Raw genomic sequence first — 16,183 nt, 5'->3', positions numbered from 1 at the left:
ATATTTAATATAATAAATTTGATACCCAATTAGGTAAGGCATGAATAAATTCGCATTTGTTTTCCCGGGCCAGGGTTCGCAGGCCATTGGCATGCTGAACGGTTTTGCCGATAACCCGGTGGTAAAAGACACGGTTGCAGAAGCTTCGGATGCACTGCAGTTCGATCTCGGCAAACTAATTGCCGAGGGGCCGAAAGAAGAGCTGGATCTGACCACCAACACTCAGCCGGTCATGCTGACTGCGGCGGTTGCCTGTTACCGCGCCTGGCTGGCGGCTGGCGGCAAAGCGCCGTCGCTGGTGGCTGGACATAGCCTGGGCGAGTACTCGGCGCTGGTGGCTGCCGGCGTGATTGCGTTCAAGGATGCCGTGCCTTTGGTGCGTTTCCGTGCGCAAGCCATGCAGCAGGCGGTGCCGGTCGGGCAGGGCGGCATGGCCGTCATTCTCGGTTTGTCGGATGAGGACGTGCATGCAGTCTGCCTGGCGGCTGCGCAGGGTGAAGTCGTCGAAGCGGTGAATTTCAACGCGCCGGCACAGGTGGTAATCGCCGGTCATAAAGCGGCGATTGAGCGCGCTTGTATCGCAGCGAAAGAAAAAGGTGCAAAACGTGCCTTGCCATTGCCGGTATCGGCCCCATTTCATTCCTCGTTGTTAAAGCCTGCATCGGATCGTTTGCGTGAATACATGCAAGGCCTGAGTTTCGCAGCGCCGCAGATCGCGTTGATCAATAACGTCGATGTGGCCATCGTCAGCGATCCGGAAGCCATCAAGAATGCGCTGGTGCGGCAAGCGGCCAGCCCGGTGCGTTGGGTGGAAACCGTGCAAAAAATTGCTGCCGAAGGTGTCGCGCATGTGGTTGAATGCGGTCCGGGCAAGGTTCTTGCTGGATTGACCAAGCGTATTAACGATACCCTGATCAGCGACGTGATCGTCGATCAGGCATCGCTGGATAAGATGTTGGAGGTGTTGAAGTGACTTTACAAAATACAGACTCACAGAATTTGGCTGGGCAGGTGGCTCTGGTCACCGGCGCCTCGCGCGGAATCGGCCGGGCTATCGCATTGCAATTGCTCCAGCGCGGCGCCAAAGTGATCGGCACCGCAACCTCCGAGGCGGGCGCAGCGGCGATCACCGAATATATGGCAGCTAGCCAGCCGGGCCAGGGTCGCGGTATTGTGTTGGATGTGAATGACGCTGCCGGCTGTGCGGCGGCAGTCGAGCTGGCGCAGAAGGAGTTTGGCGGCCTGTCTATCCTTGTCAATAATGCAGGTATTACCCAGGATCAACTGGCAATGCGCATGAAGGACGAAGAATGGGACGCCGTCATCGCCACCAATCTGACCGCCGTAGCGCGTTTGTCGCGCGCTGTCTTGCGTGGCATGATGAAAGCCAAGCACGGCCGCATCATCAACATCACCTCGGTAGTCGGCTCGGCTGGCAATCCGGGGCAAATGAACTATGCTGCGGCCAAGGCCGGCGTATCCGGCATGAGCCGGGCGCTGGCGCGCGAGATCGGCAGCCGCAACATTACGGTCAATTGCGTTGCGCCGGGTTTTATCGATACCGATATGACCAAGGGCCTGGGCGAGCAGCAGCACGCCACATTGCTGCAACAGATTCCGCTGGGGCGGCTGGGTGCTGCAGATGATGTGGCGGCGGCAGTGGTTTTCCTGGCATCGCCGCAAGCCGGCTACATTACGGGCACCACTTTGCACGTGAATGGCGGCATGTACATGAGCTGAAACAGGCCGGCAGTCCCGGGCTTATTTCAAAGTTAAATGTAAGTAGTACCAATTTAGAAGCTTTTGACATGGTTTTGCTAAATATTAAAGACTAATGTCGAAAGTAAATTTTCAATGCGCAAACCTGCTAAAATGCGCGCACTTTCTGTAACCTAATGGAGGCATCACATGTCCGATATCGAACAACGCGTTAAAAAAATCGTCGCTGAGCAACTGGGCGTCGCAGAAGCTGACATCAAGATCGAATCGTCATTTGTTAACGATCTGGGTGCCGACTCACTCGACACAGTTGAACTGGTGATGGCACTGGAAGATGAGTTCGAAATGGAAATCCCTGACGAACAAGCTGAAAAGATCACTACAGTGCAACAAGCTATCGATTACGCTAAGGCCCACGTTAAGGCTGCCTAAGCAAGCTTTGAATGTATCCAGGAGAACCGCTTGAGCCGCACACGTGAACGCCGCGTTGTGATAACTGGCCTGGGTTGCATTTCACCGGTCGGCAATACGATTGCCGATGCGTGGAGTGCGATTATTTCAGGCAAATCAGGGATCGCAGCCATCACCAAGTTTGATGCCACCGCTTTTTCCACGCGTTTTGCGGGAGAAGTGAAGGGTTTCAATATCGAAGATTACATTCCTGCCAAAGAAGCACGGCATATGGATACTTTTATCCACTATGGCATGGCGGCAGGGATGCAGGCGATGCAAGACAGTGGCCTGGAAGTAACTGAAACTAATGCTGAGCGGATAGGCGTCATCATCGGCTCCGGCATTGGCGGCTTGCCTTTGATCGAAGAAACGCATGCCGAACTGACCGCCCGCGGTCCGCGCCGGATTAGCCCGTTCTTCATCCCGGCATCGATCATCAACATGATTTCAGGCAATCTGTCGATCAAATACGGTCTTAGAGGGCCGAATCTGGCGATCGTGACTGCCTGTACCACCGGCTTGCATTGTATCGGCGCTGCCGGCCGCATGATTCAGTACGGCGATGCCGATGTGATGATTGCCGGCGGTGCGGAGTCCAGCGTGTCGCCCTTGGGCGTCGGCGGTTTTGCGTCTGCGCGGGCATTGTCAGCGCGTAATGACGATCCCGCCACGGCTTCGCGTCCGTGGGACAAGGACCGGGACGGTTTCGTATTAGGCGAGGGCGCCGGTGTGCTGGTGCTCGAAGAATACGAACACGCCAAGGCGCGCGGCGCCAAGATTTATGCGGAACTGCTCGGCTTCGGCATGAGCGGCGACGCCTATCACATGACGGCGCCTAGCCTTGATGGCCCGCGTCGTTGCGTCGGCAATGCCTTGCGCGACGCTGGCGTCAACGCCGATCAGGTGCAATATTTGAACGCGCATGGTACTTCGACGCCGTTGGGCGATAAGAATGAAACGGAAGCGATCAAGGCGGCTTTCGGCGATCACGCTTATAAGCTGGTGGTGAATTCGACCAAGTCGATGACCGGACATCTGTTGGGCGGCGCCGGTGGCCTGGAGTCGGTATTCACGGTGTTGGCTTTGCATAATCAAATCTCGCCGCCGACGACCAATATTTTCAATCAAGATCCTGAATGTGATCTCGATTACTGCGCCAACACGGCAAGGGATATGAAAATAGACATCGCAGTCAAAAATTCATTCGGCTTTGGCGGCACGAATGGCACCCTGGTTTTTGGCAAGATTTAAATTTTTGCTGCAGGCTTCGAACCGGTCTCCGCGGAGACCGGTTCGAAATTCGCTTTAACTTCTCCTGATGTCGATCGCCCTGTCCGCCGTAGTCCGGCCATCCAAGGTGATGTCTGCAATGGTAGGCTTGCAGTGTCTGCTGGCCGGCTCCGTCGGCATCCTGATTGCCGTCGGTGTGGCCGGCGATTTACCGTTATCCGAGCGCCTTGCCCTGGCCGCGCTGTGTTTGTCGGCGGCCATTTACGGAATAACGCGCTACACTCGTAGCAGGAAAGCAGTTCAAATCAATATTTCCGGAAGCGGTCATATCAGACTTGTTGATATGGCAACAGCAAAGGCCGCACCCGCCGCGAAACAAATACCTATGCCAGTGAAATTGCTTGAAGGCACTACTCTCTGGCCACATTTACTGCTGCTGCGCCTTCGATTGGATAGCGGCTCGGTCCGAACAATCGCTATACTGCCTGATAGTGTTTCTAACGATGCTTTCAGAAGATTATCCGTGGCATGTCGCTGGATTGCGTCGCGTACGGATAAAACGGGGCCTGTTGGCTTAGATAATGAATAAGCATTTTCTTGAATTTTTATCATTGCTTACTATCTATTGCAACGCCCTCATGCAGGTCGCAACAAAACAAGGGAACGGGGATTGACGACAGAACGCGAAATTGATCAACTGCTTGTCGAGCGCGTACAGCGTGGCGATAAGAAGGCGTTCGAGCTCTTGGTTATTAAATACCAACGCAAGCTGATGCGTCTTGTGTCGCGGCTGGTACGCGATCAGGCAGAAGCTGAGGATGTTGTGCAGGAAGCCTTTATCAAGGCCTACCGGGCGCTGCCTCAGTTTAGGGGCGACTCGGCCTTTTATACCTGGCTGTATCGGATAGGCATAAACACGGCCAAGAATTATTTGGTGACCCAGGGGCGCAGAGCTCCCACCTCAACTGAAGCAAATTCTGAAGAAGCAGAAACTTTTGACGATGGCGAGCAACTAAGGGATATAAACACTCCGGAATCTTTGCTGGCCACCAAGCAGATAGCGCAAACCGTGAATACTGCGATGGAGGCTTTGCCGGCAGAGTTGCGTACGGCGATTACCTTACGCGAGATAGAGGGTTTGAGTTATGACGAAATTGCTGAAGCAATGGGATGTCCGATAGGAACGGTGCGCAGTCGGATATTTAGGGCACGGGAAGCTATCGCAGATAAGTTGAGGCCGTTGCTGGATACGGCCATCGACAAACGTTGGTAAGACGTTGTTAAAAAAATGATAGTGGTTTTTCGGGAACGAAGGGGTTGGCCTGGTTTTAAGGTGACATATGAATACCAAAGATATAACCCAAGAGCAGATTTCTGCCTTGGCTGACGGGGAGTTGTCCAATGCCTATGTGGATATGGCAATGGCTGCTTTGCGTCAAACGGAAGGTCGCGACACATGGGACGTCTATCACCAGATAGGCGACATCATGCGTTCGGATGATATGGCGTTGACCATGAGTCCGGATTTTTTCAGCCGCATGTCGGCGCGGTTAGAGGCTGAGCCTGCAATTATTGCGGCGCCTTTGGCCGTCACTTTGCAGCCGACCGAGCATCTCGCTGCAGGTGGCGGCCAGTCTATGCGCTTCGGCATGACAGGCAGCGTCGGACGTTCCTTCAAGCGCTTTGCCTTGCCGGGTATGGCTGCTGCGGCTGTAGCGGCTGCGGCTTTCATTATCACGCCGCATACGGCGGTGGTCGGCGGCCCTGCATCCAATGGGGCGGCAACATCGCAACTGGCCCTGGCCTCGGCATCGGCTGTCGGCGACGATCATGCCGTCGCGCGTAACGGAGAAGTGTTACGGGATCCACAGATGGATGAATATCTGGTGGCGCATCAACGTTTCTCTCCTTCCCTCTATAGCGCTGCGCAATACGCACGGCCGGCTACATACGCACCTGATGCTAATAACTAACATGCGGCAGACGCGGGTCTTGCTAGGAGTTGTTCTGTCGCTGGTCATGATGCTTTCCGCGCAAGCGGAAGGCATCGATGGCGCAAATGCGGCTGCAAATGCAGCCGACAAGCAGGAGGCGCAGACGCTGCTGAAAAAAATCCAGTCGGCGGCGCAAAGACTGAATTATTCCGGCACTTTCATCTATCAGCAGGCGAACCAGATACGCACGTCGCGTATCACGCATGTGCTGGATGGCCGGAATGAAATAGAAAAATTGGAAATTCTCGATGGCCAGCCGCGTGAATATATCCGGCGTAACGAGGATGTCACCTGCTATATGCCGGAGATCAAAACCAAGATAGTCGAGAGGCGCGTCACCCAAGACGGTTTCCCGGCCATCTTGGCGGGGCTGCCGGCTGATCTGACCGATTATTACAATGTGAAAATGGGTGAGACCGGGCGTGTTGCCGGTTTTGATTGCCAGGCTGTGCTGCTCGAACCAAGAGACAACATGCGCTATGGCTATAAGCTCTGGGCAGAAAAAAAATCCGGCTTGTTATTACGGGCGCAAACGCTGAACGGCAAGAATGAAATCATCGAGCAGATTTCATTTACCCAAATTGCCATAGGCAATATCGACCATAATCAATTGAAGCCGAGCTTTGGCAACACCAGTTCCTGGCATGCCGAAAGCAGCGTAATCAATCCGTCCAATCTGAACGAGTGGACGGTTACCGGCATGCCTCCGGGTTTCAAGAAAGTACGCGAGCTCAAGCGCATGGTGGCAGATGCGCCGGCCGCGAAGAGCGCCCCCGGTGCGCCGGCAGCGCGGCGCGAGGTTTCGCAGCTGATTTTTTCAGACGGGCTGGTGGCGATTTCCATATTTATCGAACCGGGCAGTCAAAGCCGTACCGAAGGATCCTTGCAGCAGGGAGCATTAAATATCGTGGGTAAGCGCCAGGGGGAATACTGGTTGACGATTGTTGGCGATGTGCCTCCGGCGGCGATGCGGCAGGTGGCGAATTCGATTGAACTCAAAAACAAATAAAACTTATATGACTATGAAAAAGCCTGGTCCGGTTCGTTACGTTTTGTCTGCAATGGCTGTCAGTGTCGCGGGTGTTGTTGGTATTGCAGCGCCTCTTACCGCCGCTTTTTTTGTTCCAGCCATGGTTGGCGCCGCCCCTCAGGCGATCGCCGCGCCGGTATCCGGATTGCCGGACTTTACCGATATCGTTGAAAAGACCGGCCCGGCGGTGGTCAATATCCGCACCACGGAAAAGATCAAATCAGGTTCCGCTCAGGGTGATTCAGACGATCCTAGCGACGCCGAGATGCAAGATTTCTTCCGTCGTTTCTTCGGTGTCCCTGTTCCCAATACGCCACGCCCGCAAGCCCCGGCGCCACGCGGTCGCAAAGCTGATCCCAAGCCGCAGGAAGAAGTGCCGCGCGGCGTAGGTTCCGGTTTCGTGATTTCGGCCGACGGCTATGTCATGACCAATGCGCACGTGATCGACGGCGCCAGCGAAGTATATGTAACGCTGACCGACAAGCGCGAATTCAAAGCCAGGGTGATCGGCGCTGATACACGTAGCGACGTCGCCTTGTTGAAAATCGACGGCGCTAATTTGCCGCGCCTGACGATAGGCGATTCCGACAAGATCAGGGCCGGTGAATGGGTGCTGGCGATCGGTTCGCCGTTCGGCCTGGAAAATACTGTGACCGCCGGCATCATTTCGGCGAAAGCGCGCGACACCGGCGACTACCTGCCTTTGATCCAGACCGATGTCGCCGTCAATCCCGGTAATTCCGGCGGCCCGTTGATCAATATGCGTGGCGAAGTGGTTGGCATCAATTCGCAAATCTACAGCCGCTCCGGCGGCTTCATGGGAATTTCGTTTGCGGTGCCGATTGATGAGGCAATGCGCGTGTCGGACCAGTTGAAAGCATCGGGTAAGGTTACTCGCGGCCGGATTGGCGTACAGATCGGTGACGTGACCAAGGATGTGGCTGAGTCGTTGGGCTTGCCCAAGGCTGAAGGCGCGCTGGTCGCCAGAGTCGAGGCTGATGGCCCGGCAGCCAAGGCCGGCTTGCAAGCTGGCGACATCATCTTGAAATTCAACGGTGTGGCAATTGAGAAAGCGAACGACTTGCCGCGCCTGGTCGGCAATACCAAGCCAGGCGCGCGCGGTACGATCAGTGTCTGGCGCAAGGGCAGCAGCCGCGACTTCCCGATCGTGATCACGGAACTGGCGGCCGACAAAGTCGCCTCGGATGACAATCCGAAGCCGAAGAAGGAGCTGCAGGTTGCCAATGCGCTTGGCCTGACGGTCAGCGATTTGAGCGAAGCCAAAAAGAAAGAGTTGGGCATCGATGGCGGCGTCTTGATCGAGACGGCTGAGGGTAGCGCGGGTCGGGTCGGTTTGCGTGCCGGCGACGTGGTGCAGCGCCTGAACAATACCGATATCAAGGATGCCAAGCAGTTCAATGCCCTGGTTGCCAAGCTGGAGCCGAAGAAAATGGCCGTGCTGCTGGTGCGTCGCGGCGAGTCGTCGCAATTCGTGCCGCTGCGTCCAGGTAACTGATCGCGCTGTTCGTTGTTATCCGGAGCTGCAGGCCGTCGAGGCCTGCAGCTTTTTGTTTTTGCCGGTCCTGGCTTGCCAGGCTTTGTCTTCAGCGGTTCCGGAGCACTCATGTCAAAAATTCACTTCACGCTGTATAGCCGCTCTTACTGCCATCTTTGCGAAGACATGCTGCAGGCGCTGCTGGCTTTGCGGGCGCCTGATGAAAATGACGCGGGCTGGTTTGCCGTGGAGGTGATCGATGTCGATGATCATCCCGAGCTGGTGGCCAAGTACGATGAGCTGGTGCCCGTACTTTCGGGAAGCAAGGATGGCAGGGCGCCGATACAACTTTGCCATTATTTTCTTGATGCTGGATCGGTAAGGAAATTTTTAAATGAAGGCGATTGAATTGCTCTCAGCCAGGTATCAATATAGGAATGCAAATATGGCATTTATATTTATCAAATGGCAATAAAATTTCACATACCCCCGCCAGGAAAGATAAAAAGAGACTCTTGCAGCGCTTGTTTTAAGGTGCTTTTAAGATACTTATAGGAGTATGTAGATGAATCGCTTTCCTTGTTATACTGGAAGGCAATATCTTCAGCCCTTTGATTTGTCGGTTTTCCCCTCTGAAATCCGGTAAAATGGCGGCACTGAATAACCTGTCATAAAAGGCGCTTGCCTGGGACACTAGTGCAGTGTTTCGCACCTGTCGGCACATAAAAGTTCGTCTTTTTGCCCCATACGTCGTTGCGCATCCTCGCGATAGTTCACTATCGCTCCGGCGCGCGCCTAGTCTGGAACAAAAATCCTTCACTTTTATTTGTGCCGACAGGTGCGAAACACTGCACTGAGCCCGGCTCAGAGCGCCTTTTTTGTAATCGCGTCTGTCAATGAACAACATCCGTAATTTCTCCATCATCGCCCACATCGACCACGGTAAATCTACCCTGGCAGACCGTATCATCCAATCTTGCGGCGGCTTGTCCGATCGCGAGATGGAGGCGCAGGTACTCGACTCAATGGATATTGAGCGCGAGCGCGGCATTACGATCAAGGCCCAGACCGCGGCGCTGTCCTACAAAGCGCTGGATGGCCAGATTTACAATTTGAACCTGATCGATACGCCTGGCCACGTCGACTTCAGCTACGAAGTCAGCCGCTCGCTGTCGGCCTGCGAAGGCGCGCTGCTGGTGGTCGATGCTTCGCAAGGCGTGGAAGCCCAGACCGTGGCCAACTGCTATACCGCGCTGGATCTCGGCGTGGAAGTAGTGCCGGTATTGAACAAGATCGACCTGCCGTCGGCCGATCCGGATAACGCGATTGCTGAAATCGAAGACGTGATCGGGATCGATGCCCATGATGCCGTCCATTGTTCGGCCAAGACCGGGCTAGGCGTGCGCGAAGTGCTGGAATCGCTGATTGTCAAAGTGCCGCCGCCGAAAGGCGATCCGGACGCTCCTTTGCAAGCCCTGATAGTCGATTCCTGGTTCGATAACTATGTCGGCGTCGTGATGCTGGTGCGTATCAAGAACGGTACCTTGCGTCCTAAGGACAAGATCCTGCTGATGGCCACCGGCTCCCAGCATCTGACCGAAAGCGTCGGCGTATTCACGCCTAAATCGCAGTCGCGCGAATCGCTGTCCGCCGGCCAGGTGGGCTTCATCATCGCCGGCATCAAAGAATTGAAAGCGGCCAAGGTCGGCGATACGGTAACGCTGGCGTCGAAGCCTGCCGCCGAAGCGTTGCCCGGCTTTAAAGAAGTGCAGCCGCAGGTGTTTGCCGGCTTATTCCCGGTCGAGGCGAATCAGTACGATGCGCTGCGCGACTCGCTGGAAAAGCTCAAGCTGAACGACGCTGCCCTGCAATACGAACCTGAGGTGTCGCAAGCGCTGGGCTTCGGCTTCCGCTGCGGCTTCCTCGGTTTGCTGCACATGGAAATCGTCCAGGAACGGCTCGAGCGCGAGTTCGACATGGACCTGATCACCACCGCGCCCACCGTGATCTACGAAGTGGTGAAGCGCGACGGCACCATCATGCTGGTGGACAATCCATCGAAGATGCCCGATCCGTCCAATATCGAAGAAGTGCGCGAGCCGATCGTCACGGTCAATTTGTACATGCCGCAAGAGTATGTGGGCTCGGTGATCACACTGTGCACCCAGAAGCGCGGCCAGCAGATCGACATGAGTTATCACGGCAAGCAAGTCAAGCTGACCTATGAAATTCCGATGGCCGAGGTGGTGCTCGATTTCTTCGATCGCCTGAAATCGACCTCGCGCGGTTATGCCTCGATGGACTACGAATTCAAGGAATACCGTTCGGCCGACGTGGTCAAGGTGGACATGCTGATCAACAGCGAAAAAGTCGACGCGCTGGCGATCATCGTGCATCGCGCCAACAGCCAGTACCGCGGCCGTGCAGTCGCCGCCAAGATGCGTGAGCTGATCCCGCGCCAGATGTTCGACGTCGCGATTCAAGCGGCGATCGGCGCCAATATCATTTCGCGTGAAAACGTCAAGGCCTTGCGCAAGAACGTGCTGGCAAAATGCTACGGCGGCGATATCAGCCGTAAGCGCAAATTGCTGGAAAAGCAGAAGGCCGGTAAAAAACGGATGAAACAGGTGGGTTCGGTTGAGATCCCGCAAGAAGCATTCCTGGCAATCTTACAAGTGGATGAAAAATGACATTGCAATCAATTTTAGGAAATTTCGCATTAATTCTGTTTGTCTTGACCGTTGTCACCGGCATCATCTGGTTTTTTGATCGCTTCTATCTGAGCAAACAACGGCGCGCCAAGGCCGATGCCGCCCTGGCCGAGTTCGATGCCCGCAACGCCAAGCTGAATGCCGACGGCATCAAGCTCGAGGCCAGCGGCCGCGCTGCGCTGGAAGCCGATCTGTTGCGTCAGCCGACCTGGGTTGAATACTCCGGCAGCTTTTTTCCGGTCATCGCGATGGTGTTCTTCTTGCGCTCGTTCTTGTATGAGCCGTTCAAGATTCCGTCCAGTTCGATGGTGCCGACGCTGCTGGTAGGCGACCTGATCCTGGTCAATAAATTCACTTATGGTATCCGTTTGCCGATCCTGAATAAAAAAGTGATCGAGATGAATCATCCGCAGCGCGGCGACGTGATGGTGTTCAAATATCCGAAGGATATGTCGCTTGATTACATCAAGCGCGTGGTTGGGGTGCCCGGTGATAAAATAACGTACCAAAACAAGCGTTTAACAATTAACGGTAAAGCTCTTTCTTATGCGCCGTTGCCGGATTACCTGAATGAAGACAGCTTGGATTACTCCCAGCAATTCACGGAAAACCTGTCAAACGTGCAACATACGATCGCTGTGCGTAATGGCCGGCCGCCGATTGCGCTGGAAGGTGTGATGGATTTCCCTGACAAGGACGCCTGTTCCTATAATCCGCAAGGGTTTACCTGTACCGTTCCTGCTGGCAATTATTTCATGATGGGGGATAATCGGGATAACAGCGAAGACAGTCGCTACTGGGGATTTGTACCGGATCAGAATATTGTCGGAAAAGCATTTTTGGTCTGGATGAATTTGGGTAATTTCAAACGTATCGGCACTTTCTTTAAATAAACCATTGCGGAGTCAGGGATGACAAGAATTTCCGGATCTACACGGAAGCAGCAGGGCATAACTTTATTCGGCTTGATAGTTGTGTTGGCGGTTCTCGGCTGTATCGGCGTGCTGGTGGCCAAGGTGACGCCGACCACGATCGAATATTTCTCTATCAAAAAAGCGATAGCCAGCGCCAGGACGGCCGGCACCACGGTGCAGGAAATCCAGAACGCGTTTAACAAGCAAGCCGAGGCTGGCTATATCGATACGATTTCAGGCAAAGACCTGGAGATCACGAAGGATGGCGACAATATCCAAATCAGTTTTTCGTACCAGAAAAAAATCCCGCTGGTCGGGCCTGTCAGCTTGCTGATCGATTATGCGGGCAGCACGGCAAAGTCTTGATAGGTGTTGACGCAGTGTTGAACGCAGGGTTGAACACTGCGCTGAAAAATCAAAGCGGACGACAACCGTAAACGTCGAAGAAGAAAATGGACCTCATGTTATTGCAGAATCGGCTAGGCCACACTTTTAAGGATGCTACTTTATTGCAGCAGGCCTTGACGCATCGCAGCCATAGCACCTTGCATAACGAGCGGTTGGAGTTCCTCGGCGATTCGATTCTGAATTGCGTTGTCGCCTCATTATTGTTCGACCGTTATACCAAGATAGACGAAGGCGATTTGTCGCGGGTGCGCGCCAATCTGGTCAAGCAGCAATCGTTGTATGAAATCGCCCAACGGCTGGAGTTGTCGCAATTCTTGCGCTTGGGTGAAGGCGAATTGAAATCCGGTGGGTTTCGCCGGCCTTCGATTTTGGCCGATACGCTGGAAGCGTTGTTCGGTGCGATTTTCCTGGACGCCGGTTTCGATGCGGCACGCGATGTGATCCGTGCTCTGTATATCCCGATCCTGGATACCGTCGATCCCAAGACCTTGGGTAAAGATGCAAAGACCCTGCTGCAGGAATACCTGCAAGGGAAAAAAATCGCCTTGCCGCAATACAATGTTGTGGCTACCCACGGCGCTGCGCACAATCAGGAATTTGAAATTGAATGTCTGGTGCCTAAACTGGATATTCAAGTATTCGGCAATGGCGGCAGCCGCCGCGCCGGCGAACAGGCCGCCGCCAAACTGGCGCTGGAAGCGGTGCAAAAAGCATTTGTGAAAACCCCTGCGGCGCCACGCAAAGCCAAGCCGCGTACGGCGCAATTGAAGCTGAGCGGTATTGCGACGATACAGCCGGATGCACCGGAAGCGCCACCGGATGTAGCCGGCAAATCTGCCGCATCGCTCAAGGACAAAGGTCCGGTGGAAGTAACCACGGCAGTGGCGGCGGTAAAGGCGTCAGCCAAGGCGCAAGCGCCGGCCGTCCACGGCAGCGCTGAAGCCGCCGTCTCATCAAAAACAGGCAATGCGGCCAATTCCGCTACTGAAACCGTCGCCGCAAGTAGCGTGGCCTCGGTAGCAAGCCCTTCCAATGCAACACCCCATACTACGAGTAAATCGAAAACCGCATGACAGACTCTACACCCCAGGCATCGACTAACGCCGCAACTGATTTCCGTTGTGGCTACATAGCTATTGTCGGTCGCCCCAACGTAGGCAAGTCGACCCTGATGAACGAGCTGATCGGCGCCAAGGTCAGCATTACGTCGCGCAAGGCGCAGACCACCCGGCATCGGATTACCGGGATTCAAACCGTGGCCGACACGCAGTTTGTGTATGTCGATACGCCAGGCTTCCAGACGCGTCACTCGAATGCGCTGAATAAAACACTGAATCGCACCGTGACTACGACGCTGACCGCGGCCGACGTCATTTTGTACATCATCGAAGCCGGCACTTTTGGTCCGGCCGATCAGCAAGTGATGGCTTTGCTGCCGGCTAACGTGCCTTGCATCCTGGTCATCAACAAGTCGGATCGCGTCAAAGACAAGGCCGTGCTGCTGCCATTCGCGCAAAAAATCGCCGCCATGCGCGATTTCGCCGCGGTGGTGCCGGTGTCGGCCAAGCTGCGCTTCCAGCTGGATAATCTGCAAGGTGAAATCCGCAAACATCTGCCGGCAAATCCGCCGATGTTCGGTGAAGACGATATTACCGATCGCAGCGAAAAATTTCTCGCCGCCGAGATCGTGCGCGAGAAAGTATTCCGGTTCGTCGGCGATGAATTGCCTTATACCAGCACCGTCCTGATCGAAAAATTCGAACTTGAAGGCAAGCTGCGCCGTGTGTTCGCGGCGATCCTGGTTGAGCGCGATACGCACAAATCGATGGTGATCGGCCAGAAGGGCGTCCGCCTCAAGGATATTTCAACGCAGGCGCGGCTGGATATGGAACGCCTGTTCGGCGGCCCGGTGTATCTGGAAATCTGGGTCAAGGTCAAATCCGGCTGGGCCGACAACGAAGCCGGATTGCGCGCCTACGGCTACGAATAAGCCTGAATCTGTACTCCACCGAGCATGAGCGCCATCATCGCTGACGATAGCACCGGAGCAGCAGCCCTGCCGCCGACCGCGGCTGAAGAACAGTTGATCGCGGTCAGCAGCGGCGCTGTCCCTGTTTCTACCCCAAGCCCGGCATCCACTTCCGCCAGCCCGCCGAAACGGCGGGCCAAGCCGCTCGATACCCGCGTCACCGCCCAACCCGGCTTCGTGCTGCACAGTTATCCGCACCGCGAAACCAGCCTGATCATCGATGTCTTCAGCCGCGATTACGGCCGTATCGCCCTGGTTGCCAAGGGCGCCAAACGTCCTTTGTCAAAATTGCGCGGCGTGCTGCAAACCTTCCAGCCCTTGTCGCTGAGCTGGAGCGGCAAATCCGAAGTTCGCACCTTGATTGCCGCCGAGTGGGTAGGCGGCATGCTGCCGCTGGAAAAATCGGCACTGCTATGCGGTTTTTACCTGAATGAACTGCTGGTCAAACTGGTGGCGCGCGACGATCCGCATGCGATATTGTTCGACCACTACGTCACCACCCTGAATCAGCTGGCGCATCAGGAACCGGCGCCTATCGTCCTGCGCCAATTCGAAAGAGCGCTGCTCAAGCAGACCGGAGTGGCCGGCGATTTCACCCGCTGCACCAGCAGCCGCCAGCCGGTCGATCCTGCACAAAACTATGTCGTCGATCCCGAACGCGGTCCGCGCCTTGCGCGGGCGGCCGATTCCTGGCCGCGCGTCAGCGGCAAGACCTTGCTGGATATGGAACGGGAAGATTACAGCGACGTCGTCACCCAGGCCCAGAGCAAGGTGCTGATGCGCTTTTTGCTAGCCCATCATCTGGGTGGCGCGCCCTTGAATACGCGGCAGATTCTGATCGACCTGATGCAGCTGTAAGGGTATTGATTATTGATCAAATTTTCCCCTGGCCCAACCATGTCAGCGTTGCCGTCGCGGCAGATTTAGTGCAATCTTGATATCCGACACAACCACACCATTACCTGAGCATACGATGAGCTATCTCAACCCCACATCGTCGATCATCGACCTTGGCATCAACATCGATCACGTCGCCACCTTGCGCAATGCGCGCGGCACTCCCTATCCTGATCCGCTGCAAGCGGCACTGCAGGCGGAGGAAGCGGGCGCCGATGTCATCACTTTGCATTTGCGCGAAGACCGGCGCCACATCAAGGATGCCGACGTTGAAATCATCCGGCCGCAATTGCGCACGCGGATGAACCTGGAAGCGGCGGTGACTCAGGAAATGATCGATTTTTCCTGCAAGATCAAGCCGCAGGATTCTTGCCTGGTGCCGGAGCGCAGGCATGAGCTGACCACTGAAGGCGGCCTGGATGTCGTCAAGTATTTCACCCAGGTGCAGGCGGCGGTGCGTCAATTGCAGGGGGAAGGCATCCGCGTCAGCCTGTTCATCGATCCTGAAGCCGATCAGATTCAAGCCGCTGCGGAAGTTGGCGCACCGGTGATCGAACTGCACACCGGGCGTTATGCCGAAGCGCATGACGAAGCTGAACAGCGTAGCGAGCTGGAACGAGTGCAAATAGCGGTGCAGGAAGGCGTCAGGCGCGGCCTCAAGGTCAACGCCGGGCATGGCCTGCATTACACCAATGCCCAGGCGATTGCCGCCATTCCCGATATCGCCGAGCTGAACATCGGCCATGCCATCGTGGCGCATGCCGTATTTGTAGGCTGGAAAGCCGCGGTCAGCGAAATGAAGGCCTTGATGGTGAAAGCACGCCTGGCGAATTCGGCTAAGTAGGCTAACCATGATTTATGGCATCGGCACCGACATCATCCAGATTCCCCGGATAGCGGCTGCGCTGCAGCGTAACGGCGACCGTTTTGCGGAAAAAATTCTTGGTCCGCAAGAAATGGAAAAATACCTGTCTCGCAAAGCCAGGGTGGAGGCGCGCGGCATCCGTTTCCTGGCGACGCGTTTTGCCGCCAAAGAAGCTTTTTCCAAAGCCCTCGGGCTAGGCATGAAGATGCCGATGACCTGGCGCGCCATGCAAACCTTGAACGCGCCCAGCGGCAAGCCGATCGTTGTCGTCAATCCGGCGCTGGAAGAATACATGCAAAAGAACGGCTTGACCGCTCAGGTATCGATTACCGATGAGGTGGAATACGCGGTCGCCTTCGTTATCGTGGAGAAGAGATGAGTAGTAGTTCAGGTAGTAGCGCAGGTAGTGGCTTTGCTGGTGTTGCAGTCAATGATCGT

The 16,183-nt window shown here is 55.4% G+C and carries 18 protein-coding genes; all 18 read left to right on the top strand.

All coding sequences use genetic code 11. The features are described 5' to 3' along the window. Positions 1-40 precede the first annotated feature (40 nt). The 18 genes from fabD (at position 41) to acpS (ending at position 16,124) form a co-directional block, all read left to right on the top strand. The gene (gene fabD / locus BLV81_RS13205) at positions 41-973 is read left to right on the top strand and encodes an ACP S-malonyltransferase (protein ID WP_092356838.1); all 933 of its coding nucleotides are present in this window, start codon (positions 41-43) and stop codon (positions 971-973) included. Beyond that, on the top strand, positions 970-1,740 hold the full coding sequence (gene fabG, locus BLV81_RS13200) for a 3-oxoacyl-ACP reductase FabG (protein ID WP_092356835.1): 771 nt from the start codon (positions 970-972) through the stop codon (positions 1,738-1,740). Before fabD ends, fabG begins: the two co-directional genes overlap by 4 nt. A gap of 168 nt (positions 1,741-1,908) precedes the next feature. Next, positions 1,909-2,151, top strand: a complete 243-nt coding sequence (gene acpP / locus BLV81_RS13195) for an acyl carrier protein (protein WP_038487422.1) — start codon at positions 1,909-1,911, stop codon at positions 2,149-2,151. A gap of 30 nt (positions 2,152-2,181) precedes the next feature. Continuing rightward, on the top strand, positions 2,182-3,423 hold the full coding sequence (fabF, locus tag BLV81_RS13190) for a beta-ketoacyl-ACP synthase II (protein ID WP_092356832.1): 1,242 nt from the start codon (positions 2,182-2,184) through the stop codon (positions 3,421-3,423). Positions 3,424-3,490: 67 nt separating this feature from the next. Next, positions 3,491-3,991 carry a protein YgfX gene (locus BLV81_RS13185; RefSeq protein ID WP_092356829.1) on the top strand — a complete coding sequence of 167 codons (501 nt, stop codon included), beginning with the start codon at positions 3,491-3,493 and terminating at the stop codon, positions 3,989-3,991. Positions 3,992-4,072: 81 nt separating this feature from the next. Further along, positions 4,073-4,675 (top strand): RNA polymerase sigma factor RpoE, encoded by a 603-nt coding sequence (rpoE, locus tag BLV81_RS13180; RefSeq protein ID WP_014006857.1) that lies wholly within the window; start codon positions 4,073-4,075, stop codon positions 4,673-4,675. 67 nt (positions 4,676-4,742) lie between these two features. Further along, positions 4,743-5,375, top strand: a complete 633-nt coding sequence (locus BLV81_RS13175; protein WP_092356826.1) for a sigma-E factor negative regulatory protein — start codon at positions 4,743-4,745, stop codon at positions 5,373-5,375. Beyond that, the gene (locus BLV81_RS13170) at positions 5,362-6,405 is read left to right on the top strand and encodes a MucB/RseB C-terminal domain-containing protein (protein WP_255365188.1); all 1,044 of its coding nucleotides are present in this window, start codon (positions 5,362-5,364) and stop codon (positions 6,403-6,405) included. The genes BLV81_RS13175 and BLV81_RS13170 overlap by 14 nt, the downstream gene beginning before the upstream one ends. Positions 6,406-6,457: 52 nt before the next feature. Further along, complete coding sequence (locus BLV81_RS13165; protein WP_092356820.1) at positions 6,458-7,942, top strand: DegQ family serine endoprotease; 1,485 nt, start codon at positions 6,458-6,460, stop codon at positions 7,940-7,942. A 12-nt stretch (positions 7,943-7,954) separates the two neighbouring features. After that, on the top strand, positions 7,955-8,329 hold the full coding sequence (locus tag BLV81_RS13160; RefSeq protein WP_369823876.1) for a glutaredoxin family protein: 375 nt from the start codon (positions 7,955-7,957) through the stop codon (positions 8,327-8,329). Between the two features lie 488 nt (positions 8,330-8,817). Next, a complete protein-coding gene (lepA, locus tag BLV81_RS13155; RefSeq protein WP_092356814.1) occupies positions 8,818-10,611 on the top strand; it encodes a translation elongation factor 4 in 1,794 nt (597 codons plus the stop codon). Beyond that, entirely contained in the window at positions 10,608-11,525 is a 918-nt protein-coding gene (lepB, locus tag BLV81_RS13150) for a signal peptidase I (RefSeq protein ID WP_092356811.1), read from the top strand. The genes lepA and lepB overlap by 4 nt, the downstream gene beginning before the upstream one ends. A gap of 18 nt (positions 11,526-11,543) precedes the next feature. Next, complete coding sequence (locus BLV81_RS13145) at positions 11,544-11,912, top strand: DUF4845 domain-containing protein (protein ID WP_092356808.1); 369 nt, start codon at positions 11,544-11,546, stop codon at positions 11,910-11,912. Positions 11,913-11,998: 86 nt separating this feature from the next. After that, entirely contained in the window at positions 11,999-13,027 is a 1,029-nt protein-coding gene (gene rnc / locus BLV81_RS13140) for a ribonuclease III (RefSeq protein ID WP_092356805.1), read from the top strand. Next, on the top strand, positions 13,024-13,944 hold the full coding sequence (era, locus tag BLV81_RS13135) for a GTPase Era (RefSeq protein WP_092356802.1): 921 nt from the start codon (positions 13,024-13,026) through the stop codon (positions 13,942-13,944). The genes rnc and era overlap by 4 nt, the downstream gene beginning before the upstream one ends. 24 nt (positions 13,945-13,968) lie before the next feature. After that, positions 13,969-14,841 (top strand): DNA repair protein RecO, encoded by an 873-nt coding sequence (gene recO / locus BLV81_RS13130; protein ID WP_092356799.1) that lies wholly within the window; start codon positions 13,969-13,971, stop codon positions 14,839-14,841. A 115-nt stretch (positions 14,842-14,956) separates the two neighbouring features. Continuing rightward, entirely contained in the window at positions 14,957-15,724 is a 768-nt protein-coding gene (gene pdxJ / locus BLV81_RS13125; RefSeq protein WP_092356796.1) for a pyridoxine 5'-phosphate synthase, read from the top strand. 7 nt (positions 15,725-15,731) lie between these two features. Next, positions 15,732-16,124: a holo-ACP synthase gene (gene acpS / locus BLV81_RS13120; RefSeq protein ID WP_092356793.1), complete on the top strand. Its 393-nt coding sequence runs from the start codon at positions 15,732-15,734 to the stop codon at positions 16,122-16,124. Positions 16,125-16,183 lie beyond the last annotated feature (59 nt).

It is taken from the genome of Collimonas sp. OK242 (genome assembly GCF_900107095.1).
Lineage (GTDB): Bacteria > Pseudomonadota > Gammaproteobacteria > Burkholderiales > Burkholderiaceae_D > Collimonas.
This window is presented reverse-complemented; position numbering and strand designations above follow the sequence as displayed.